21 protein-coding genes are annotated in these 24326 nt (G+C 42.0%); 10 read left to right on the top strand and 11 right to left on the bottom strand.

From position 1 onward, the window contains the following. Window positions 1–13 precede the first annotated feature (13 nt). Window positions 14–352, top strand: a complete 339-nt coding sequence (locus DRZ93_RS03880; RefSeq protein ID WP_113744831.1) for a P-II family nitrogen regulator — start codon at window positions 14–16, stop codon at window positions 350–352. 141 nt (window positions 353–493) lie between these two features. Here DRZ93_RS03880 and DRZ93_RS03875 read toward each other — a convergent pair whose 3' ends face one another. From DRZ93_RS03875 to DRZ93_RS03845, 7 genes are all read right to left on the bottom strand, one after another. Continuing rightward, window positions 494–1126: an RpiB/LacA/LacB family sugar-phosphate isomerase gene (locus DRZ93_RS03875; protein ID WP_113743146.1), complete on the bottom strand. Its 633-nt coding sequence runs from the start codon at window positions 1124–1126 to the stop codon at window positions 494–496. A 27-nt stretch (window positions 1127–1153) separates the two neighbouring features. Beyond that, window positions 1154–1909, bottom strand: coding sequence for an SDR family NAD(P)-dependent oxidoreductase (locus DRZ93_RS03870; protein WP_113744829.1), 756 nt, complete (start codon window positions 1907–1909; stop codon window positions 1154–1156). 63 nt (window positions 1910–1972) lie between these two features. Then, entirely contained in the window at window positions 1973–3238 is a 1266-nt protein-coding gene (locus DRZ93_RS03865; RefSeq protein WP_113745883.1) for a TRAP transporter large permease, read from the bottom strand. 3 nt (window positions 3239–3241) lie between these two features. Beyond that, window positions 3242–3736 carry a TRAP transporter small permease gene (locus tag DRZ93_RS03860; RefSeq protein WP_113745882.1) on the bottom strand — a complete coding sequence of 165 codons (495 nt, stop codon included), beginning with the start codon at window positions 3734–3736 and terminating at the stop codon, window positions 3242–3244. A gap of 102 nt (window positions 3737–3838) precedes the next feature. After that, entirely contained in the window at window positions 3839–4828 is a 990-nt protein-coding gene (locus tag DRZ93_RS03855) for a TRAP transporter substrate-binding protein (protein ID WP_113744826.1), read from the bottom strand. 195 nt (window positions 4829–5023) lie between these two features. After that, a complete protein-coding gene (locus DRZ93_RS03850) occupies window positions 5024–6046 on the bottom strand; it encodes a LacI family DNA-binding transcriptional regulator (RefSeq protein ID WP_172458024.1) in 1023 nt (340 codons plus the stop codon). Between the two features lie 401 nt (window positions 6047–6447). After that, entirely contained in the window at window positions 6448–7251 is an 804-nt protein-coding gene (locus tag DRZ93_RS03845; RefSeq protein ID WP_113744824.1) for a basic amino acid ABC transporter substrate-binding protein, read from the bottom strand. Window positions 7252–7431: 180 nt separating this feature from the next. Here DRZ93_RS03845 and creD point away from each other — a divergent pair, with 180 nt between their 5' ends. From creD to rpoD, 6 genes are all read left to right on the top strand, one after another. Then, complete coding sequence (gene creD / locus DRZ93_RS03840; RefSeq protein ID WP_172458023.1) at window positions 7432–8886, top strand: cell envelope integrity protein CreD; 1455 nt, start codon at window positions 7432–7434, stop codon at window positions 8884–8886. Window positions 8887–9123: 237 nt separating this feature from the next. Next, window positions 9124–10656, top strand: a complete 1533-nt coding sequence (locus DRZ93_RS03835; RefSeq protein WP_113745879.1) for an inner membrane CreD family protein — start codon at window positions 9124–9126, stop codon at window positions 10654–10656. A 156-nt stretch (window positions 10657–10812) separates the two neighbouring features. Continuing rightward, window positions 10813–11070, top strand: coding sequence for an FmdB family zinc ribbon protein (locus DRZ93_RS03830; protein WP_113744821.1), 258 nt, complete (start codon window positions 10813–10815; stop codon window positions 11068–11070). 19 nt (window positions 11071–11089) lie between these two features. Further along, the gene (aspS, locus tag DRZ93_RS03825) at window positions 11090–12853 is read left to right on the top strand and encodes an aspartate--tRNA ligase (protein ID WP_113746079.1); all 1764 of its coding nucleotides are present in this window, start codon (window positions 11090–11092) and stop codon (window positions 12851–12853) included. A 61-nt stretch (window positions 12854–12914) separates the two neighbouring features. Next, window positions 12915–13673 carry a YebC/PmpR family DNA-binding transcriptional regulator gene (locus DRZ93_RS03820; protein WP_113744820.1) on the top strand — a complete coding sequence of 253 codons (759 nt, stop codon included), beginning with the start codon at window positions 12915–12917 and terminating at the stop codon, window positions 13671–13673. A gap of 352 nt (window positions 13674–14025) precedes the next feature. Further along, a complete protein-coding gene (rpoD, locus tag DRZ93_RS03815; protein WP_113745878.1) occupies window positions 14026–15975 on the top strand; it encodes an RNA polymerase sigma factor RpoD in 1950 nt (649 codons plus the stop codon). 62 nt (window positions 15976–16037) lie between these two features. Here rpoD and DRZ93_RS03810 read toward each other — a convergent pair whose 3' ends face one another. From DRZ93_RS03810 to DRZ93_RS03795, 4 genes are all read right to left on the bottom strand, one after another. Further along, window positions 16038–17015 carry a glucokinase gene (locus tag DRZ93_RS03810; RefSeq protein WP_113744818.1) on the bottom strand — a complete coding sequence of 326 codons (978 nt, stop codon included), beginning with the start codon at window positions 17013–17015 and terminating at the stop codon, window positions 16038–16040. A 133-nt stretch (window positions 17016–17148) separates the two neighbouring features. Continuing rightward, window positions 17149–18561, bottom strand: a complete 1413-nt coding sequence (gene fliD, locus DRZ93_RS03805; RefSeq protein WP_113745877.1) for a flagellar filament capping protein FliD — start codon at window positions 18559–18561, stop codon at window positions 17149–17151. A 208-nt stretch (window positions 18562–18769) separates the two neighbouring features. Then, complete coding sequence (lysC, locus tag DRZ93_RS03800; protein WP_113744816.1) at window positions 18770–20128, bottom strand: lysine-sensitive aspartokinase 3; 1359 nt, start codon at window positions 20126–20128, stop codon at window positions 18770–18772. Window positions 20129–20428: 300 nt separating this feature from the next. Then, on the bottom strand, window positions 20429–20773 hold the full coding sequence (locus DRZ93_RS03795; RefSeq protein ID WP_113744815.1) for a MaoP family protein: 345 nt from the start codon (window positions 20771–20773) through the stop codon (window positions 20429–20431). A 258-nt stretch (window positions 20774–21031) separates the two neighbouring features. Between DRZ93_RS03795 and glnS the strand changes: the two genes are divergently transcribed. From glnS to rfbB, 3 genes are read left to right on the top strand one after another with little or no spacing between them, the layout of a single operon-like run. After that, entirely contained in the window at window positions 21032–22708 is a 1677-nt protein-coding gene (glnS, locus tag DRZ93_RS03790) for a glutamine--tRNA ligase (RefSeq protein ID WP_113744814.1), read from the top strand. A gap of 21 nt (window positions 22709–22729) precedes the next feature. Continuing rightward, the gene (locus DRZ93_RS03785; RefSeq protein WP_113744813.1) at window positions 22730–23188 is read left to right on the top strand and encodes a hypothetical protein; all 459 of its coding nucleotides are present in this window, start codon (window positions 22730–22732) and stop codon (window positions 23186–23188) included. Window positions 23189–23236: 48 nt separating this feature from the next. Next, window positions 23237–24319 (top strand): dTDP-glucose 4,6-dehydratase, encoded by a 1083-nt coding sequence (rfbB, locus tag DRZ93_RS03780; protein ID WP_113745876.1) that lies wholly within the window; start codon window positions 23237–23239, stop codon window positions 24317–24319. The last annotated feature ends 7 nt before the right edge of the window (window positions 24320–24326 follow it).

Here is a 24326-nt window from a genome sequence, read left to right as displayed (position 1 = left end):
AGCATGGTTTAATATGAAAAAAATAGTAGCTGTAATAAAACCTTTTAAACTTGATGATGTGCGTGAAGCTCTGGCTAAACTTGGTATATCTGGTATGACAGTGACTGATGTCAGGGGCTTTGGCCGGCAAAAGGGTCATACAGAGCTTTACAGGGGAGCTGAGTATACAGTAGATTTTTTGCCAAAAAGCAGAATTGAGATAGTTGTAAGTGACAATCAGGAGCAGTTATGTATCGACTCTATTTTGCGTGTTGCGCATACTGGCAAAGTAGGTGACGGTAAAATCTTTGTATCAGATATTAAAAGGGTTATACGGATCAGAACCAAAGAGGAAAATGATGAGGCCTTATAGGTTTTATGCCAGATCTTAAAAAATAGCTTTATATAGTGTTAAGGTACGGTTAAGAAATAAAAGAGTATTTACCTCAATAGTCTTAGTAGATAAAAAAGCCCCGCAGTTTTTGTGCGAGGCTTTGCGTAGTGTGCTAATTATTTAAAGTGATTTTAAGAAAGCTGCAATCTCATCATCCTGACAGTTTGGATAGAACATCTCTGCAAACTTAGGATCATCAATAGTGCCCTTGACAAAGTCCTTATCAAGATCTTTTAGAATGTCGATAAGTGGTCTGTGGGTGATGGTCTTAACATGATCTAAGATCTTCTTGTTAGCCTGCTCAGCCTCAGCTCTCTCCTTTGGATAGCCACCGCCAAATGGACTTACAAACAGCTTTTCAAAGGTGTAGCGCAGATTTAACTCACCGCCCCAGCCAAAGTTCTGGGCATATGGCAGAGATATGGCATTGCCACCGTTAACCTGAGTAAAGAGGTAGGCATCAGTTGGGTTGGTTACATGACCGCACTGTACATTAGGGAAAGCATTGCAGGCAAGACATGCACCTTCACCGGTACCACAGCCTGTTACAACAAAATCTACAGCCTTGGTTGACAGAAGGATAGAGGCTAAAAGACCATTTCTTACATAGGTTAAAAATCTCTTGTCTTCAGCGCTGTACATACCATAGTTGAATACTTCATGGCCGTGAGCTGATGCAACATCGTTGAGCTCTTTGAAAATAAGAGCGTTCTTAGGAGCCTGTGAGTTTTCAAGTACGAGAGCAATTTTCATATTAATTTTTCTCCAATAATTTTTAAATTAGAGTGAAGCCAGGATACCGCCGTCAACAGCAATTAACTGACCGGTGATAAAGTCAGCATCTGGAGTGGCCAGGAACAGAACAGCCTTGGCAACCTCGGCAGGCTGACCCCAGCGTCTTGCAGGAGTACGGTTGACGATGAACTCGTTAAAGGCCTTATCCTCCATCAGAGGGATATTCATATCTGTGGCAATATAGCCTGGAATTACAGCATTGGCCTGAATGTTGTACTTGGCCCACTCAATGGCAATAGCCTTGGTGAACATCTTAACGCCGCCCTTTGAGGCAACATATGGAGAAATAGTTGGACGGGCTAACTCTGACATTAATGAGGCAACGTTTACGATCTTGCCACCGCCTGCTGCCTTCATCATTTCAAAGCAGTGCTGAGTTAAAAGGAAGGTGCCGGTGAGGTTTACAGAGATAACCTGATTCCAGGTCTCAAGCGGCATGGTCTCAAGAGGACCACGCAGGTTGATGCCAGCGCAGTTTACCAGCACGTCGATATTTACATTATCAGCTTTGATCTGCTCCATGGCAGCATCAATAGAGTCTTTGCAGCCTACATCACAGGCAACAGCATGTACTCTGTTCTCGTTATTTACATCAATTTCCTTAACGGCTTTTTCAAGGGTCTCTTTATTTCTAGCCAGAATATAGATATTGGCGCCTTCTTTATAGAAAAGCTCAGAAATAGCACGACCAATACCGCGGCTGCCGCCAGAGATAATTGCATTTTTACCCTGTAATTTCATGTTTCATCCTCATTAAGTTAATGTATTAAAGCAGATCCTGCATGCAGGATCTGCCTTTGGTTGTTAAATTAAAGCTGTTGAGAACCAAGGAACTAGTACGAACAGCAAGAATACCATTACGAAGCCCACGAAGAATGGCAGTTCACCTTTGGCAATGCTGCCCATCTTCTGATGTGTTACAGAAGAGGCTGCAAAGAGGTTAACAGCAACTGGTGGGGTCATGGTACCAATAACGTTAGACATGGATACGATAAGACCAAAGTGAATAACGTTAATTCCAAGTGACTGTGCTACAGGCCAGAGCAGTGGTACTAAAAGTACACAGGTGGCAATACCCTCAAGGAAGGTACCAAATACTAAAAGAACTATGGCAACCAACAGACAGAAGGTAGTAGCTGACAGATTCATTGAGGTAATAAGCTCAATAAGATCGCCTGAGATACCTGCATAGGTAAAGAGCCATGAGAAGGCAGTTGAGGTGGCAATGATAAAGAGCACCATGGCTGAACCCTTGCCTGAGCTTACGATAACTTCATAAAGCTTTTGATTATCAAGCTCTTTGTAGACAAAGTAGCCAATGATAAAGGCATATACTACTGCAGCTGCGGCTGACTCGGTTGGGGTCATAAGGCCTGAGTAGATACCGCCAAGTACGATAACTGGCAGCATTACTGCTAAAAATGCTCTCTTAAGACCGCCATAAATGCCTGCTAGGGTCATTTTTTCATCAGAGCGTGGCCAGTTTTCCTTGTAGGCTAAGAATACACAGATAACAGTAAGCACCAGTGCAATCATAATACCTGCAACAAGACCGCCCTTGAACAGATCACCAATGGAGCTTGAGGTAATGGTGCCGTATACAACCATAATGATTGATGGTGGAATGATAGGACCAAGACCGCCTGCCACAGCTAAAAGACCTGCAGATCTCTGCTCTGGATAGCCACGCTTAATCATATCAGGATAGAGCATGGCGCCGATGGCAATAACGGTTGCAGGGGCAGAGCCTGAGAGGGCTGCAAAGAAGCCGCAGGCAATAATCATTACATAGAACAGACCGCCCTTTACATTACCTACTAAAGACTGGGCAAAATCTACAATACGTCTTGAAATACCGCCGTGAGTCATCAGGTTACCGGCCAGCACGAAGAATGGAATGGCCATAATTGATGATGAATCAAGGGCTGTAAAAATTCTCTGTCCTACGACAGTGATTGGCATATCGATATAATAGAGGGTGACCATAGTGGATACGCCAAGAGCCAGAGCAATTGGCACACCTATGACCAGCATTATAAGGAAGCCGCCGAAGAGAATTAAACCTGTCATAACTTATTTCTCCTCATGCTCTGAGTCAATAGGGGTTTTGAGCAGCACTAATAAAGCTATAATCTGCACTATGGTTATAAGAGCAAAAGCAAGTGGCAGTGATGCATATGGAATCCACATAGGCAGTGACATGGCAGCAGATACCTGACCTGATCTTATCTGCATATTTACAAGATCCATTGCTGTATAGCAGATGGCAATGGAGAAGCCTATGATAATTAATTTAACAATAATACGTAAAATACGACGTAGAGCTGGAGGGCATTTATCTGTAAATCCGGTGATGGCAATCTGTGAGCCGTCGCGCAGACCGGCCTCTGTGGCCAGAAGAGTTAAATATACCATGCAGTAGCGAGCCAGCTCATCAAACCAGGAAATACCGGCGCCAATAAAGTTACGGTTTACCACCTGAGCAAAGGCAGCTGCGGTCATAACAATAAAGCAAATGGCGATAATGGCATTTTCAATGCGCTGCAGGTTTGTTCCTATACTTTGCATACAAAAATCCTTACCAAATGAGTTTAAAAGAAAGAAACGGAAAAAATAGAGTGTGGTAAAAGATCTGCAGTTTCCTGCAGATCTTAACTTGTGGTAGATTAATTATTTAACACTGGCGATATCGCGCTTGAGGGCGTCGACCCACTCCTGTGGAACGTTGGCTCTTACCTTGCTCAGGGCAGGAACTACAGTGTCCTTAAGAGCGTCACGGTCAATCTCATAGAAGTTTACGTTGTTCTTCTTAAGCTCAACAACTGCATTATCGTTGATTTCCTTTAAGTTGTTACGCTGCCATGCAACTGCAGTCTTCATGGCCTCGTATACCTTTGGCTTTAACTCATCTGGGATCTTGTTCCAGGCTCTGTCAGATACACCAACTAAGATGTAGGTGAACTGGTGGTGAGTGAAGGTTACGTTCTTGATAACTTCATAGTAACGGTTGATAAGCATGTTGCCTACAGCGTTCTCACAGCCATCAATGGTGCCCTGCTGTAAAGCTGTATACTGCTCAGGTGCTGGCATTGGGGTGGCGATGGCGCCAAGTGAGTTGAAGGCTGCGATCTGCATCTTGTTTTCCATGGTACGGATCTTGTTGCCGTTAAAGTCCTTCATCTCTTTGATTGGGTTCTTTGAGAAGGTGTCACGGAAGCCTGACTCAAGCCAGCCTATGATGTGTACACCCTGAGCTGCTGCCTTTTCAGCAACTAACTTGCCAAACTCACCATCTGCTACAGCGTGAGCCTGCTCTGGAGTATCAAATAAGAAGAGTTCATCAAGAATTGACATCTCAGGGATGAACTGAGATAAAACAGTGTTAACCACAGTAATAACGTCTACAGTACCCATCTGTGCGCCTTCGTACATTTCACGCTCGCCGCCTAAGGTACCGCCGGCTAGAACCTGAACCTGAATCTTGCCGTCTGTAAGCTTGGCAAGTTCATCAGCAAATTTCTGACCGCCCATGGCGTATGATGAGGTTGCTGGATCCACAAATCCCATCTTTAATTTGATAACGTCATCAGCAAAAGCACCACTTGAAGCTAAAGCAGCACCCATTGCTGCAACCATAGCACACTTCTTGAAAAACTTCATAATACAAACTCCACTGTAAGTTGAAAGGTCATAGGCTGTGTTATCTGCCTATGGAATTAAGATAATATATTAATTACCCTTAATCAAACGTTTGAGTTATATTTTGTAATGTTGATCATATTTTAATAAGTAGTGATTTTATAAATATTTGATTTTTATGTAATTTAAATTTATAAATAAAAAGTGATGGTTTGCTTATTTTCCATTAAACGGAGCAGGTCTTTGCTCAAGATGCTCACCACATGACTGACGTACCACAAGATGCGGGATCATGGTTATATGCTGATGCGGATCTTTGGGATTTTTTATCTCCTGCAAAATAAGATGCGCTGCTGCCTTGCCAAGGGTGCTCTTTAACTGATGCACTGTAGTTAAAGGCACATGTATCATATTGGCAATATCAAGATCGTCATAACCTGCAAGACGCAGTTCCTCTGGCACGCGTATATTGTGATCCATACAGTAGCGCAGTACACCCAAAGCCACGTTGTCATTGATGGCAAAAATTGAATCAGGGTTATATTCAAGCAGTCTTGGGGTATTTTTATAGGCATCAAGATCGGTAGAATCAATATTGATAATAAGCCTTTCATCAACTTTAATCTTATGCCTTGCCATCACATCTGTAAAACCGCGCAGTCTGTCTATGGTGGTCTTGTTTTCAACACGGCCAAGCATTAGGCCTATACGGCGGCAGCCTAATTGCACCATATGTTCAAAAAGGGCACTTGAACCGCGATAGTTGTCATTGGTGACAGAGGAGAGTTTATCACTTATGGCATTGTCAATCTGTACTACAGGAGTTCCTGTTGCAGCAATGGAGAGCAGTGTCTCCTCTGTTGCTGTAAGCGAGATTATAATGATGCCGTCAACTCTGCGTGAGAGCAGAAGTTCAATATAGTTCTGCTCGGTTTTGGCCGATCGGTTGGCATTGCACAGAATTACACTGTAGCCTTGCTCATCAAGATAGGTATTGATACCTTTGACAATAAAAGAATAATAGCGTGATGTGATATCAGGAATAATCATGCCTATGAGCTTGGTTTCATTGGTGATAAGTGACTGCGCTATGGCATTTTTCCTGTAGCCCATCTCCTGACAGGTTTTAAGTATTTTATCGCTGAGCTCTTTTGACACACCTTTTTTGCCGTTTAAGGCGCGTGATACTGTAGATGGCGTAACATTAAGCTTTTTAGCTATATCTTTTATACTTATCATGATTGATATCCATGCACACAAATCTAGATTTAAGCTAGCAAAATACGCAATTTTAGTCAAACGTTTGACCATTTTATGTAGTAAATCTGTGACTTTTATGTAAAAACATCAAAGTTTTAAACTCAACTTAAGGCCACATAGTATTAAAAAGCATGACAAAATCAGGATCTGTGGCTTAAAAGAGTAAGATTTTTTAGTGAAAAGAGAGGGGCTTATATGCTCAAGATTTGAGTGCAAGGATGCAGGACTAGGTTTTATCAAAAGCGCCAACCTGGGCTTTTATTATGATACACAAGATAGTTGCGCATATTTATAAAGAAGATCAGATAGTCTTAGCGCAGAGAATGTAAAAGTTCCAGATAAAAAAGGGCGCTGCACAGCGCCCCATTTTAAAGAATTAATTACTGCTGTTTAAAGTCATCAGAGATATCGCGACCAAACCAGCGCATACTTATCTCTTTAAACTCACCTGATTTCTGCACATCGCTTAAGGCCTTGTTGAGCCTGTCTAAAAGCTCCTTGTTGCCTTTGTTTACAGCTATGCCGTAATACTCGCTGTCACCTGTGGTAATTTTTTTGGAGACAATATCATTACCCTTGTAATTGTTTAAAAAGAAGTCATTTACAGGGCTGTCATTTAAAGCAGCTATACAGCCGCCGTTTTGCAGCTCCAAATAGGTATCAGGAGGGGAGTTGAACTGCTTGAGCTTGGCTTTTTGCAGCTGCTTTTGAGCATACAGAGCACCTGTGGTGCCAATCTGCAGACATACATCATGACCTTCAAGATCCTCGATATTGTTAACCCTGTCGGCATCTTTTTTGTTAACAAGCATGGTCAGACCACACATATAGTATGGATCGGAAAAATCTACCTTTTTAGCTCTTTCTTCTGAAATGGTAAAGCCTGAGATGATAAGGTCAATATTATCAGTCATAATGGCAGGTATAAGACCGTCAAAAGGCAGTGCATTGACCACAACCTCATCATAGCCCATAGCCTTGCCCATGGCACGTATCAGATCAAGGTCAAAGCCTATGAGCTTGCCTTTATCATCAATGTAGGTAAAAGGGGCAAAAGCAGCCTCACAGCCAACCTTTAATACTCTATGTCCGGCATTGTCAGCCTCGCTTTGTGCGCTGTGCGCATTTAAAGAAAAGGTTGCCATAGTAATGGCCATGGCCAGTTTTTTCATTTTGCCCTGCATACATTCTCCTGTTTTATAAGTAGGCTTTAAAATATAATATGTATTGTAGCGTATATTTTCAGGACATTTTATCAAAACTTAAGAGCAAGCAGAGAACTTATATCAGTATTATCTTTTTGCTATTATATGAAAATAAGCGCTTAGGCTGTAGATGAGTATATCACGATGGAGAATGATTATATGCAAGATTCAAAATCTACGCAGGACAATGTTGATGCACAGGGACTGTCACAAGATGAGACAGGTGGCTTTATAAGTGACAAAGATAAGAAAAATAAAGAGTCTGGATTTAGGGCATTAAATAAGTTTGAAGCAAAAGCAAAGACCTCTAATTTAAAAAATGGTGCTAAAGAAACCAAGCCCTTTAACATAACCTGGCATGCCATGATTTTAGCAGGTCTTGGTCTTTTGCTATTAATTCCTCAGCTGTTTTTCAATCTGCTCTTAGATGAGCGTCAGGAATATCTGTATAAGGCTAAATATGCAATAATGAGCCCCTGGGGTGATGAGCTTGACATAGGTGCACCTGTTATCTGCATTCCCATATATAAATCTGTAGGAGAGAAAACAGAAGAGTCAGAGCTGTATATTTTTGCCGATAAAATGGATACCAGTATTGATATTGACGTCACTGAGCGCAAAAAAGGTTTTTATGCAGCCTCGGTCTATACAGCCAGTGTCAGTTACAAAGGTAGCTTTAGCATGACAGATTTATTTGATGTCCTTGATAATTATCAGATCTCTGGCAGGCCTTATCTTAAAATACTGCAGGATGAAAATTCTGTTATTGATAAAATAAATAAAATCAGCTTTGCAGGTAAAGAGTTTGAGGCAGAATCTGGAAAAGGAGCTTTTGGCCTTGATTCTATACAGATACCTCTTGATACATCCCATCTAGATGAGGAGCAGATATCAGGCAGATATGATATTGATGTGTCTTTAATCTATCGCGGTGGTGAACATTTAAGCTACAGGTCTCTTGCAAGAAACAACAGCATTTTAATCAAAGGCAAGGGCATAGAGCCAGGCTTTGAGGGGGATGCCTTGCCATCAAAGAGCAATATTGAGGAGCATAATTTTGATGCTTTGTACAATATCTCCAATATAACCACAGGCATGGCACGCTATTTAATCGATGACAATATAAGCTCAAAAGTGGCTAAAACCATATCATTAAATTTAAAGCAGGGCTTTGATCAGTATACGCTGGTGGAGAGACTGACAAAGTATGTCCTTTTATTTATAGCCATTACCTTTGGTACAGTCTTTGTTTTTGAAATGGTAACCAGACGCTTTTTAAGCTCTCTGCAGTTTATTATCATAGGTCTTGCGCTTATTATGTTCTACATGGTACTGCTCTCACTTAGTGAATATGTCATTTTCTCTCTATCCTATCTGATTGCAGCTCTTATCATGGTGTGCATGATAAGTCTGTATATAAAGGCACTGTTTAAAGACAAACGCCTTACTGTAATAATGTTTATTATGATGAGCGGCACCTACGGTATCTTATTTGCCATCATACATTCACACAATTATGCTCTTATCATTGGAACAGCCACTATGCTGGTTCTGCTTGGCGTGATTATGTATATAACATCAAAACTTGGACTTACAGAGGTTAAGGAGTCGTAAATATACAGGACAATAAAGGGGCGGCATTATTATGCTGCCTTTTTTTATGACAGCTGCTTTTACTTTGCAAAATAATATTTTTATTTTAAAAATCAGGCTATTGCTTATAGTAGTAATTAAATTTTAATAAATAGTTCATATTTTAAATAATCAGTAGAAAATATGTTCTTATATTACTTATTTTTGCTCTTTTTATCTGTTAATATTTATAGGTGATTTTTACAGTGGAGAGGCTCAATGAATCAAAAGAGTGATAAAAACAATAGCAATGAGCTTATAAGTACAGACAAAGACTGTAAAGAGCATGATAAAGATCATAAATCAGATGATACATTTAACTGCTCTAGTGAGCATACACAAGCTCAGGCAGATGTAAGGATGGCTGAGGATAAAAAGTTAAATACTTACATGCGTATTAAAGATCTATATGGCTTTATAAAGCAAAAAGGCATATTACATAAAATTACACTGCATTTTATTATTATGGCATTCATAGGATGTTTAGTACTTGTGCCTATGAATATTTTTAACGACCTTATAGAAGATCGCAAAGGGGTATATAAGCAGGATAAAGAGTATTTTATGAAGCTGCATGGGCCGTATTTAATTATAGCATCCCCTATAATCTATATACCTCTTTATAAAAAAACACAAATTAAATTAGCTAGAAGATCTGTCATAGAGAACAAAAGGCTTATAATTATTGCAGATACAGTGAAGACTACTGTAGATCTTAAAATCAGCCCTAAAAGCCATGGTCTGTATAAAGGCAATGCCTTTAGTGCAGATGTCAGATATAAGGGAATTTTTTCCCTGAAAGAATTTGAAGAGGCTTTAGATGATAATTTTGAGGTGGGCACACCTTCTCTTTTTATATCGCAGAATAAGAATATAGCCATTAATGCCATAAATAAAATTGAAGTATGCGGCACTAAGTTTAAGGTTGAGTCAGAAGAAATTGGTTATGGTCTTGGTTATGTGCAGGCAGATATTCAAAGCGCATTTTTAAAGGCCAGAAAAGGATCGGGTGTGGTTGACTTTGATATATCGCTAGTCTACCAGGGAACACAGGGGCTTACCTTCAGGAACTTTTCAAAACGAAATGAAGTTTCTATAAAAGGTACAGGTGCAGAGCCTTTTCTCAGACCTTATCTCAAGTCTGTAAGAGATGTAGCTGCAAAACCTATACAAAGCCACATTGCCGATAAATCCTTTTGCCTTGAATATGACATGTCAAGGACAGACAATGTCAGCAATTACAAAAATATGCATACCTATCTGCTGCTAAAGAAAGCGCCTGGCGTAGGCCTTGATTTTAAGGAATATGAGTATATGGGCTTTAGTCTGATTGATAGGTTAATAGACTATGTGTTTTTATTTGCAGCTGTGGTCTATACAGCAATTTTTGCCTTTGAAATTACAGTGCGACGTTTTTTAAATGTTCTGCAGCTTGGTGTGCTTGGGCTTGCTCTTTGTATGTTCTATCTGCTGCTTTTGGCTGTAAGTGAGTTTGTACTGTTTGCCTATGTCTATGCTTTTGCAACCCTGGCAGTGGTGATCATGACCGGCGCCTATATACATGCCTTATTCAAGAAAAAAGTCTATACGCTTGTCATGCTGTGTATTATGTGTGTAACTTATTTTATGTTATATGTGATTTTGCATATACAAAATTACGCTTTAATTATAGGCACAGGCTTTATGCTTTTAATACTTGCTCTTGCAATGTATGCCACAACAAAACTATCACTTGTGGAGATTAAACGTTAGATGACAGGCTAAAAGAGTAAAAGGTAGCAGTTTGTACAAAAACAGGCTACCTTTTTTTATTGATAAAACAAAGCTTTTTGTTAAATCTCTTAGCAAAAAATAATAAAAAAATATATAATACAGCGTTTATTAACTTATCATGGACTGAGTTTTTATATGCCTTTTTACGAGTACAGGTGCAAAAGTTGCGGTCAGATGCTGACTGTAATGCAGGGGATTAAGGAAAAGCCTCTTGTGCACTGCGACAACTGCAATAGCGATTCTCTGATTAAAATGATTTCAAGAACCTCCTTTGATCTAAAGGGAGGCGGCTGGTGTGGTACCACTGCATCAAACAAGGCTAAAGCTCAATCTAGTGCAGAGAGCGGTGCTGCTACTTCATGCGCCTGCAATGCCTGCCCTCATAAACAATAAGAGGCACTTTTATATGTCAATGCGTACACATTACTGTTCAGATGTAAATCTCAATCACGCCTCAAGTGAGGTGACACTGTGCGGCTGGGTCAACCGTCGCCGCGATCTTGGTAATCTGATTTTTATCGATCTGCGTGACAGAACTGGACTTGTGCAGGTGGTTTTCGAGCCTGATAATGCTAATCTGCATGCTCTTGCCTCCACACTGCGCAATGAGTTCTGCATTAAAGTCAAAGGCGTGGTCAAAGCCAGACCAGATGATCAGGTAAATTCCAAGATGGCCACAGGTGCAATTGAAATTTATGCCTCAGATCTTGAGATTTTCAATAAGGCTGGTGTATTGCCTCTTGATTTCAATCAGGACAATTCAGAAGAGCAGAGACTGCGTTATCGCTATTTAGATCTGCGCCGCCCTGAGATGGTACGTATGCTAACCACCAGAGCTAAGATTACCCGTTATGTAAGAAATTATTTAGACAGCCATGGCTTTTTGGATATTGAAACACCAATGCTGACCAAGGCCACCCCAGAGGGTGCCCGTGACTATCTGGTGCCATCACGTATCCATCATGGCAAATTCTATGCTCTGCCACAGTCACCACAGCTGTTCAAGCAGCTTTTAATGATTGCAGGCTATGACAGATACTATCAGATTGTAAAATGCTTCCGTGATGAGGATTTAAGAGCTGACAGACAGCCTGAGTTCACTCAGATTGATGTTGAGACCTCCTTTATGAGCGCTTTAGATGTACGCGCTGTTATGGAGGATATGATAGTAGGTCTGTTCAAGGAAATTGCAAATTACGATTTAGGCACTCTGCCTGTCATGACCTGGGATGAGGCCATGGATCGTTTTGGCTCTGACAAGCCTGATCTGCGTATTGACTATGAGCTGCACATTCTCTGCGATGCTGTAAGAAATACAGAATTTAAGGTGCTCTCTGGCCCTGCCAATGATAAAAACGGCAGAGTAGTGGGTTTTGCCCTGCCAGGTGGTGCCTCATTGACCCGCCGTGAGATTGACAATTACACAGACTATGTCAAGAAGATGGGTGGCTCAGGTCTTATCTGGATTAAGGTTAATGAGCTCGCCAAAGGAGCCGAGGGTCTGCAGTCATCTGTAGCCAAGCATTTAACTGCCGATGAGCTTTTGGCTCTGGTCAATGGCTGTATGGCCAAAGATGGCGACATAGTCTTTATCGGCGCCGGTGAGAGAGTAAAGACTCACAGCGCTATAGGTGCACTGCGCGTACAGACTGCAAAAGACAAAGGACTTATAGCAGATGGCTACAAGGCACTATGGGTAATTGATTTCCCAATGTTTGAGATGACAGAGGAGGCAGGTCTTACTGCCATGCATCATCCATTTACAGCTCCTGCCAATGCCACACCAGAGCAGCTTATTGAAAATCCTATGGCTGTTTATGCTGATGCCTATGATCTTGTTATCAACGGTTATGAGTCAGGTGGCGGCTCTGTACGCATCTACGATCAGAAGATGCAGCAGGCTGTATTTAAAGTGCTCGGTATTTCAAATGAAGAGGCTCAGGAGAAATTTGGCTTCCTGCTTGATGCCTTATCATTCGGTGCTCCGCCACATGCTGGTTTAGCCTTTGGTCTTGATCGCGTAACCATGCTTTTAACCGGCACAGACAATATACGTGATGTAATTGCCTTCCCTAAGACTACAGCTGCCGCCTGTCTGATGACTCAGGCTCCAAATCTGGCATCTGATGAGGCTTTAAACGAGCTTGCAATTACTGTAACAGATATAGAAAAATAATAGATAAAACACCTGCTCTGTAAAGCAGGGCAGGGGTTTGTACCATTTATGAGGATATAACATGGCTGGACATTCCAAGTGGGCCAACATTAAATTCAGAAAGGCCGCTCAAGATGCCAAGAAAGGCAAAATTTTTACCAAACTTATTCGTGAAATCACTACAGCCGCCCGTTTAGGCGGTGGTGATGAGGGTTCAAATCCAAGACTGCGCTCAGCTGTTATTTCAGCTCTGTCACAGAACATGACCCGTGACACCATCAAAAGAGCCATTGAAAGAGGTGTAGGCGGTGGTGAAGGTGCCGATCTTGAGACCATTGTCTATGAGGGCTATGGTGTAGGCGGTGTGGCTGTTATGGTTGAGTGCATGACAGACAACAGAAACCGTACAGCCTCAGATGTACGCCACGGCTTTACCAAGTTTGGCGGCAATCTTGGCACCACAGGCTCTGTAAACTATCTTTTCACCAAGCGCGGTGTTATAAACTTCATTCCTGATGAAAACGGCAAGGTCTGTGTAGATGAAGATACCGCCATGGATATTGCCCTTGATGCAGGTGCTGATGATGTTGTAAGCAATGATGACGGTTCAATTGATGTCTACACCACTCCTGAGGCTTTTGCCAATGTGGTTGATGCTTTTGCCGCCAAGGATATCAAGCCTAGCAATGCTCAGGTAACCATGACAGCATCAACAGAGACAGCTTTGGATGCTGAAACTGCTGTCAAGTTCTTAAAGATGATCGATCTGCTTGAGGATTATGATGATGTGCAGGAGGTTTACCACAATGCCATCATTCCTGATGACGTTCAGTTAGATTAAGGCAGCAGTATGGGAAAAGGTGCAGGGCGGAGAATTTACTGCTTTGCACTGATTTCTATCATATATGGCAATTTTAAGAAAAATATACTCTAAGAATTTGCTTTTTAGCACTTTGTAAACTATAAATTAAAAGCCGCGCAACAGAGAAATCTCTTGCGCTTTTTGCCTATAGGCAAATACTTTATTGTAATGGCTCGGTTTTAAAACACGTTTTTGTGTAAGTTTAGCAGCATATGCATTATGCCATACGATAAATTAAGTCTGTAGCTTTGGCTTGCAAGCTCACCTGCGTGGGCTTTTCATTAGCTCAAACATTTATGAGCTTTAGCTTTAATTTAAGTAGATGGAAAGTATGGACAATAACTCAGCAAGTACAGAATTTAAGCAGTTAATAGCCAGAGGTAAAGAGCAGGGTTACCTTACCATTGAGGAAATCAATGATTTAATTCCACCTGACATTATAAGTGGAGATCAGCTCTCAGTCTTTATTCAGACATTTATCGATATGGGTATCAATGTCTGTGAAACACCGCCTGATCCTGATGACATTCTTTTAAATGATACCTCAACCTCAGTTGAGGATGATGTGGAGACTGTAGCTAATCAGCTTGACAGCTCAGTTGAGATTGGAAGAACCACCGATCCTGTGCGTATGTATATGCGCGAGATGGGCAATGTCTCGCTTTTAACCCGCAAGGATGAAATTGAGATCTCAAAACGCATCGAGCGTGGTACCAATGATGTACAGATGTGCGTGGTTGAATATCCACAGGCTATGGAGGAGCTCTTTAGGCTCTATGATGCCTCATGCCTTGAAGACGCTGAAATAAGACTTGCTGACATTGTTGTAGGCTTTGCTGAGAATAGCCTCTCTGATGATACTTTAGATGAGTCCCTTATAGATGATAGCGACAATATTGAGGATATTGACAATATTGATATTGACGCTGACGATGATGACGATTTAAAGCTCTCAAAAGACTCTGGAAAAGAGGGTAGAGGCAAGAATGCCGATTTAGATGATGAGGATGACGATGATGTAGCTGATGATAGCGTTGATGGCAGCTCCACTCCATCTGACAACGGTCCTGATCCGGAAATTGCCCAGGCCAAATTCACCGAGCTTAGAGTTCAGTTTGACAAGGTTATGGCTGCACGTGCCAAAAAGGGTGCAGTAGCTGAGCGCAAATATCAGGAGGAGCTTGCCAAGCTCTCTGAGATTTTCTCAACATTCAGGCTTGTGCCTCAGCAGCTTGAATCACTACTCTCACGCATGCACGATATGATGGATAGAATCAAGCGTCAGGACAGACGTATACGTGAGATCTGCGTCAACCGATGCGGTATGAAGATCGAAGATCTTAAGGCTTTATACACAGACTCTGGCATGGAGGCTGATATTGCCTGGTTTGAAAAGGCCCTCAAGTCCAAAAAGGCTTATGCCAACAAGCTCAAAGACTATCGCCGTGAAGTTGAGGATTGTGTCAATGCCTTAATGTCAGTTGAGGCTGAGTCAGGTATTACCATATCCCGTCTGCGTGATATCTCCCGTCGTGTCATGATGGGTGATGCCATGGCTAAAAAGGCTAAAAAGGAGATGGTTGAGGCCAATCTGCGTCTGGTTATCTCCATTGCCAAGAAATACACCAACCGCGGTCTGCAGTTTTTAGATCTGATTCAAGAAGGCAATATTGGTCTTATGAAGGCTGTGGATAAGTTTGAGTACAGACGTGGCTATAAGTTCTCAACCTATGCCACCTGGTGGATCAGACAGGCCATTACCAGATCTATTGCCGATCAGGCCCGCACTATACGTATTCCTGTACATATGATTGAGACTATCAACAAGCTCAATCGTATTTCACGCAATATGCTACAGGAGAAGGGACGTGAGCCAACACCAGAGGAGCTCTCTGTCAAGATGGGGCTGCCTGAGGATAAGATCCGCAAGGTTATGAAGATTGCCAAGGAGCCAATCTCACTTGAGACTCCTGTAGGTGACGATGATGATTCACATCTTGGAGATTTTATTGAGGACAGTTCAATTATAGTCCCAGCCGAGGCTGCCACCTCTGAGAGCCTGAAAAATGCCATTAACACAGTGCTCAATGATATGCCGCCACGTGAGGCACAGGTACTGCGTATGCGTTTTGGTATAGGTATGCCATCTGATCATACTCTTGAGGAGGTAGGTCGTCAGTTTGGTGTAACCCGTGAGCGTATCCGTCAGATTGAGGCCAAGGCTTTACGTAAACTGCGCCATCCTTGCAGATCAGCAGGCCTGCGTGGCTTCCTGGATTAAAAGACAGTAAAACAAAAGGCCCGGATTTCTGGGCCTTTTTGCATTCTGTTGAGTAGGTATTCCTAGAGTACGTAGCCTAAAGACTGACGCAGCATAGCGCCCGCACCTAACAATCCTGCCTTGGTATCTGTAATTACATAAACAGGGATCTTCTTTAGATACTCTTTGAATCTGCCCTTGTCTTCAAAGGCCTGACGGAACTGAGAGTTTTTAAAATAATCAATAAAGCGAGGTACAATACCGCCTGCAATATAGACGCCACCAAAAGTACCTGTGGTTAAAGCCAGGTTGCCACCAAAACGACCCATAAGCTTGCAGAAGGTATCTAAGGCCTCGACACAGTCTGGATCTGGATTGTTGGACAGAGCTCTTGCTGTTATATCAGGTGGGGTAAGCTTCTCATTAAGTCTCTCTTTTGACATGGCAATAGCCTCATAGAGATTTAACAGACCCATGCCTGAGAGTACACGCTCTGCAGAGACGTGGCCGATACGGGCACGCAGAGCCACAAGAATCATATCCTCGTACATAGAGGAAGGGGCTAAATCCACATGACCACCTTCACCTGAAAGAGGGATCCACTCAGTACCATGATGGATAAGATGGGCCACACCAAGACCAGTGCCTGCACCATAGACGGCAATAGGGGCCTTAGGATCTGCCTCACCGCCGCCGATTTTAACCAGATTGCTCTTATCAAGTACAGGTACAGACATAGACATGGCTGTAAAGTCATTGATGACAATAAGCTTGTCTAGGTTTAATGAAGTCTTTAACTGTGACTGTGAAAACTCCCATGGATTATTAGTCATTTTGACATAGTCACCAGTAATTGGGCAGGCTATGGCAATACATGCCACTTTAAAGTCTCCGCCTGAATCCTGTTTGAATTTTAAAATAACCTCCTCAAGTGATTCATTATCAGTTGAGGAATAGATAATAGGTGTTGAGATGGTGCCATCTTCAAGATTGCACAGAGCAAGACGGGCATTGGTGCCGCCGATGTCACCGACTAGAGCGTGACCTTTTAATAGTTCCATAGAGTTCTCCTTTATCAGATAACTCTAGCATAGCAAAAAAAGAAATACCTGTGTGAATTGTTTTAAATAAAAGTGAAAAGCACCTGTTTCCAGGTGCTTTGATAAAAGTGTTTAATTAAGAGTAAAATTAATATTATTTAGGTGAACTCTGAGCCATAATCTGTGAGATATAGGACATAGAAGAGTTGTAACCTGCAATCAGGTTGTCAAGGCTTGCGTACTTCTGACGCAGACCCTCTTCATACTTGGCCAGAAGCTCAGCATTGCTTGCCTCTTTCTTGCCGATATCCTTGTTCTCAGTCTGCAGTCTGTCCTCACGCTCGGCTAAAATACCACCTGACTTGGTGTAGTCTTTTACCAGAGTCTCAAACTTGTTGATAAGGCTCTTCTCACCTGAGAAGGCATTAACTACCTGATTGTAGTTGTCCTTAAGTGACTCTTTGAACTTGGTTGAATCAAGTGATAAGGTACCATCCTTTTCAAACTTGATACCCATGTTGAAAATTGATAGAGCATCTTTACCTGCAGCTGCAGCATCTGAGCCATAGGTGGTAATCATGTTTGACATGGCATACTGCATGCTCTTGACCATTGAGTCACCAGCAAGCTCACCACCGTCGTAGTTGTTCTTGCCGTCCTCATAGGTATTGCGCTTGTAAAGTTCATCCATGGTCTTGTGCAGAGCATTATAGGCATCTATAAACTCCTGCATCTTCTTGGTTACAGCCTCGGCATCCTCGGTCAGCTCAACAGAGTTGGTCTTAAAGTTACCCTTATCATCCTTCTCTGATACCTTGGTGGCAGTAATGGTAATACCAGATACCTGAGTATCAAAGACGTTGGAGTCATTGGCAATCTCATGACCGTCTACAACGATAATGGCATCTTTACCATCTTCTCTTTTCATGCTTGCAGACTTGAATACATCAAGGCTAGCATCACCGGAAGTTGTAATCTCCATCTTGGATTTTCCAGCACCGGTTACGCCAGAGTCAATGCTCAGCTCGACTCCATTCTTGGTCTTTACGATATTGGCGGTAACACCAATATTGTTGTCATTGATCTTGCGACGGATGCTGTCAATGGTATCGTCTTTATCTACGTTAATCTCAAGAATTTTATTCTTGCCGTCTGCACCTTTAATACCGGTATCAATAGTAATCTTACCGGCTCCATACTTTTTGTCAGCATCGGCAATAGTGGTCTTTAATTTTTCTGAAGAAGCCAGCTGCTTTACGGCAATATCGTGATACATATTGGTAGCATCTTTATTGCCCTTTACAGTGAAGAATGGATCCTTTTCAGGCTGATTGGTAGTGATTTTACGCTCGTTAAAAGCACTGCCCTCAGTGAAGGACTTCATTGACTTCTGGAAAGTCTCAAGGGCTGACTTTAATTTGCCAACACCTGAAATTTCAATATTGTTCTCTTCCTTGCGGATGATAAGTGATCTGTTAAGCTGAGTCTGCTTTGCTTTAACACTGGCAGCAATAATCGACTCAAAATCAATGCCTGAGGCAACACCAGCTGAGGTAATTGAGGCCATTTTAAACTCCTATTCTTTTTTTTGGTATCTTTGCAAGATAAATGCCAAAATTAAAGATAAATTAAACACTGATATTTATATCTTATATTATCGGATATTAAAGACAAAACTTTAATGTTTTTTTTAAAAAATAAAAAATTTTTTTTGCTGCTGGCAGGGGGGAATAGATGCCTGACTACATGGCACAGTCAGGCATCATGGGAGGTAACTATTCAAGCAGGAATCTGTGCAGTTCTATAAGAGCATCATTGGCATTGTTCTCATCTACTAAGAAGCACAGATTGTGTGATGAGGCGCCATAGCAGATCATGCGCACGGCAAATTTTTCAATTGCATCAAAGGCCTTGGTGGCAGTTCCTGCAGTTTTTGACATTTCATTGCCGATAATGGCAACAAGTGACAGACCGCTTTCAATTTGCACATGGCAGAATTCTCTGAGCTCTGCAATCATCTCATCGGAGATGGAACTGATACCTGAGGTCTGAGAACCTGCATCTAAAGTTACAGCAATGGAAACTTCAGAGGTGGAGACAAGATCAATTGACTGCTTGTATTTGGCAAATATACCAAAGACTTTGGCAAGAAAACCTGATGCACCTACCATTTTAGGGCTTGCAAGTACGATAAGAGTCTGATTTTTGCGCAAAGCCACAGCTCTAAACGGTGGCTTTGACTCTGTCTGTGGACGTACCCAGGTACCACCTTTCTCTGGCTCCTTGCTTGAGCCTACATAGACAGGTATACCGCGGCGCACAGCAGGCACGAGGGTTGAAGGGTGGAGAATCTTGGCACCAAAGGTGGCCATTTCTGCTGCCTCAAGATAGGTAAGCTCGGCAATTGGCTTGGCATGTGGTACCAGACGCGGATCTGTTGTATATACACCTGGCACATCAGTCCAGATAGAAATTGTGGCAGCACCTGCAGCCTCGCCTAAAAGGGCAGCAGAATAGTCTGATCCGCCTCGGCCTAGGGTTGTGGTCTGTCCTTCAGAGTTTGATCCTATAAAGCCCTGTGTTACAACAATTTCATCATTGTTTAAAAGAGGCAGTAAATGCTGACGGCTCAGATGTCCTAAAACCTCAACTAAAGGCTGTGAGCAACCAAAGGCTGAGTCGGTGCGCATAATGGTGCGTATGTCAAACCATTTAGCCTTGTGACCTCTTTTATTGAAGACTTCACAGATAAGATATGAAGATAAAAGCTCGCCGTGGGATACTATTCTGTCAGTCAGTGCATCTGAACGGCCCATTGTGGCCTCAACAGCAAGATTGCAAATCTCTTTTAAGTGATCTTCAATATAGCTATTGCATCTGTCTTTTACGTCATTATCAAAGTGAGCTGTAATTTCAGTGTGAATCTCTCTTAATTTGGCTAATTTCTCATCACGCTTATCTTTATCTAAGGCACCTGATGCCAGCTCTACTAAAATATTTGTCACACCTGCACAGGCAGAGACCACAACAAGACGTGTATTTGGGTTTGAGGTTACAACAGCTGCAGAAGAATTCATAGCCTCATAATTTGCAACTGAAGTGCCGCCAAACTTTGCAATATCTAAGTTTTCCATTTAAAAACCACTTAACAATAAATATAAACCTGTAAAAAAATCTTATACTTGACTTAGGTCCGGTGCAAGGCTTTTGCGCTAAAAAGTAAAGTTTTGGTGCGTCATTATAAAAGAATCTAAAGTGCAGTGTAAAAATGGTGCATTGTAGGTATAAAGTAGGCAGAAAAAAGTATAAGTAACTTATACGCAATAGAGGACAGGTTCTATAATCTCTTCTAATCGTTATAGCCAAAGATTTTAAAATACAGATAAAAGTACTTCATTTATCAATTAAAAAACCGCCTGAGGCGGTTTTTTAGATTAATCTATAGATGAATCATCTGATGATGAGCCAAAATCACCGCCCATCTCATCTTCAGCACCAACTGAGCACAGACGGTGCAGTCTGCGTGGCTGAATAACCTGCAGGTATTTTTTAAAGACCTTGGCATTAGGATCGGTAATAACATTGCTGCCGTGCAGCTGCTCTAAAAATACTTTTTCTGTCTCATCAGCAGGCTGACGAATGCCCTGATGCAGTTCCATCATGGCTGTGCCGCACTGCTCAAGAATGGTTGATTCACGAATTGAGAACTCACCTGAACGGCGTATGCCTCGTGCAAAATGCTGGAAGTCGTTAAATAGCTTTTCTGACTCAAAGCTCATCTTTGTCTTTCCTCTGTGGATATACAAGATCTGCAGTCTATGGTTTTAGATGTATATTAAAACACCCAAGATAACAGTCCAAATTTAATTTAGTTGTGTATTCTATCAAAAGCGCGGGGATTTTTTACAAAATATTGTTGTATTTAACATTATTTTTGCATTTAAGATGCGATAACATTTGAGCCTTTTTAATGCCTTTGTTAGAATTGTAAAAAGAATTGTAATATTTTTTAAGTAATTATGTGCTAGGAGCAGGCGATGGATGAAAAGGTAGAAGAGAGAATTCCACGCAATTTTATAACAGATATCATAGATGAAGATTTAAAAAATGGCCGAACACAGTCAGTGGCCACCCGTTTTCCGCCTGAGCCTAATGGTTATTTGCATATAGGTCATGCCAAATCAATCTGCTTGAACTTTGGTCTGGCCCGTGATTACAACGGTACATGCAATCTGCGTTTTGACGACACCAATCCTGAAAAAGAGGATATGGAATATATAAAGTCCATTGAAAATGATGTTAAATGGCTGGGCTTTAACTGGTCAGGCGCCATACGCCACTCATCAGATTATTTTGAAATGCTCTTTGGCTTTGCCATGGAGCTGATTCAAAAGGGTCTTGCCTATGTTGATGAGAGCACACCAGAGCAGATTAAAAATATGCGCGGTACCCTAAAAGAGCCAGGTGTCAATTCACCTTACAGAGATAGATCTGTTGAGGAGAATGCAAGACTGTTTCAGGATATGCGTGATGGCAAGTTCAAAGAGGGTGAGGCCTGTCTGCGTGCCAAGATAGACATGGCATCTCCATTTATGTGTATGCGTGATCCTGTAATCTATCGTGTACGCTATGCCGCCCATGCCATGACAGGCGACAAGTGGTGTATCTATCCTATGTATGATTTCACCCACTGTATCTCTGATGCCATAGAGAATATCACACACTCAATCTGTACTCTTGAGTTCCAGGATAACAGACGTCTTTATGACTGGGTGCTTGATAATATATCCATCAAGGCCCGTCCTCATCAGTATGAGATGAGCCGCCTCAATCTTGAGTATTCAATCACCTCAAAGAGAAAACTTAATCTTTTAGTTGACAAGGGTGTCGTTGACGGCTGGGATGATCCTAGACTTACCACTATCTCAGGTCTGCGTCGCCGTGGCTATACACCAGCCTCCATAAGAGAGTTCTGCCGCCGCATTGGTGTGACCAAGCAGGAGAACACCATTGAGATGAGCGCTCTTGAGTCATGCATCAGAGAGGATCTCAATGTCAATGCCCCACGCGCTATGGCCGTATTGCGTCCATTGAAGCTCATTATTGAAAACTATGGTCAAGAAGGTGTCGAGGCTACAAGTTTTGAGGTACCAAATCATCCTGATCATCCTGAGATGGGTACACGCTGCATTTCATTCTCAAAGGAAATCTATATTGATGAGGCTGACTTTAGAGAAGAGGCCAACAAGCAGTACAAGAGATTAAAGCTAGGTCATGAGGTCAGACTGCGTCATGGCTATATCATAAAGGCCATCTCCTGTGACAAGGATGAAAACGGCAGGGTTGTATGTGTACATGCCGAGGCTGTACCACACTCAGCTGGTGCTGACGTTGAAGGTCACAAGCCAAAGGGTGTAATTCACTTTGTAGATGCAAATAACTGCTTTAGAACCGATGTGTATCTGTACTCACGTCTGTTCAAGGAGCCAAATCCTGCTGCCTTTGATGATTTCTTATCAACAGTTGATGAAAACTCTCTTGAGATTATCAAGGATGCTGCCTTGGAGCTGTCTTTAAAGGATGCTGTGGTAGGTCAGAGCTTCCAGTTTGAGCGTGAGGGTTATTTTTGTGTCGATTCAAAACACTTCAAGCCTTCACAGCCTGTATTCAATTTAACCGTGGCACTGCGTGAAACCAAGAAAGTAGTGGCTTAACTTACATTTAAGGAGTTTAAAATGTCTGATAATGAATTTGAACAAACTGAAGAGGTTGCAGCCAGCGCTCCTATGGGTAGCGATTTTGAAGTTGCTTTTTCCATGCATGCAGAGACTCCACTTGAGAGATCATTTGATAAGGCAGAACACTGGCTCAAATCAGGCGTTAAACCTAATGACATCTATCTTGAAGACAGAAAAATCGGTGTTATCAACTTTAGAAAGGTAATGCGCGATCCTCTTTTAATTCAGGCTGGTGTGGATAGATTTATTGATTTTCGCTGTTCACTTACAATGTCTAATTCAGATGTGGATGCTGTATTTTCTTCTGTATGCTACTATGATGCAGAGGACAGTGAGCCTACCTATATCAATCAGTATGATCCTGAGCTCAACTCGATAAAAGAGGTGCTCAATATGGTAAGCAACAATCTGTTCACCTATCTGCAAAAGCCACTTTTGCGCACAGATGGAAACTAATGCAGTCAGGGCAGTTTAACTGCCCTTTTAAGTATAACGGGATTTAATATGTCCAATCTTCTTGTAACCGGAGCAGCTGGTTTTATAGGATCTAACTATGTCTTTTATCACAGAGATTTAAGACCTGATGATACCATTGTAGTGCTTGACGCTCTTACCTATGCCTCAATCATAGAAACCATAAAGCCGCTCATAGGCACAAAAAACTTCTACTTTGAGCACGGTGATATTCTAGATGAGCTCAAAGTCAACTCCATTATGGAGCAGTATAAGATTGACACCATTGTGCACTTTGCAGCCGAGTCTCATGTTGACAGATCCATTGCTGGACCAGATGCCTTTATTAAAACCAATGTTGAAGGTACGCATAATCTTCTAAAGGCTGCCAGAAAGTATTTTATAAAGGACAATGTATGCACAGGACATTTTCACCATATCTCAACTGATGAGGTTTATGGCACTTTAGCACCTGAGGATCCTGCCTTTAAAGAGACCAATCCTTTCAGGCCAAATTCACCATATAGCGCCTCAAAGGCCGCCTCTGACTGTCTGGTCAGAGCCTATGTCCATACCTATGGTTTAAATGCAACAGTAACCAACTGTTCAAACAACTACGGCCCGCGTCAGTTCCCTGAAAAGCTTATACCTCTTTGTATAACCAATCTTTTAGATGGTCTTAATGTTCCTGTCTATGGCGATGGCAGACAGATAAGAGACTGGCTTTTTGTCGAAGATCATGCAAGAGCCATTGATCTGGCTATTGATAGCAGAGCACATGAGGGCACATGGAATATCGGCGGCAGAGCTGAGCTTACCAATCTTGAGGTTATACATACGATCTGCGACAGACTTGATGATATGCTAAAATCAGAGCCGGCATTGGTTGAACGTTTTGCAAAGTCAGCCATAGCCTGCGGTAAAAGCAGCAGAGATCTTATAGTGCATGTAACTGACAGACCAGGTCATGACAGACGTTATGCCATTGATCCTACATTTGCCAATGACGATTTGAAATTCAAACCATCTCTTGATTTTGCAAGAGGTATTGAACTTACCATCAGATGGTATATAGACAATGAAAACTGGTGGCGTCCGCTAAAGAACAGACTTATGGATTTTAGCAGCCGATAAAAAAGAA

The organism is Anaerobiospirillum thomasii, assembly GCF_900445255.1.
In the GTDB taxonomy this organism is placed as follows: Bacteria; Pseudomonadota; Gammaproteobacteria; order Enterobacterales; family Succinivibrionaceae; genus Anaerobiospirillum_A; species Anaerobiospirillum_A thomasii.
Note: the sequence above shows the minus strand (reverse complement) of the source record. Positions and strands in the feature narration are given on the sequence as shown.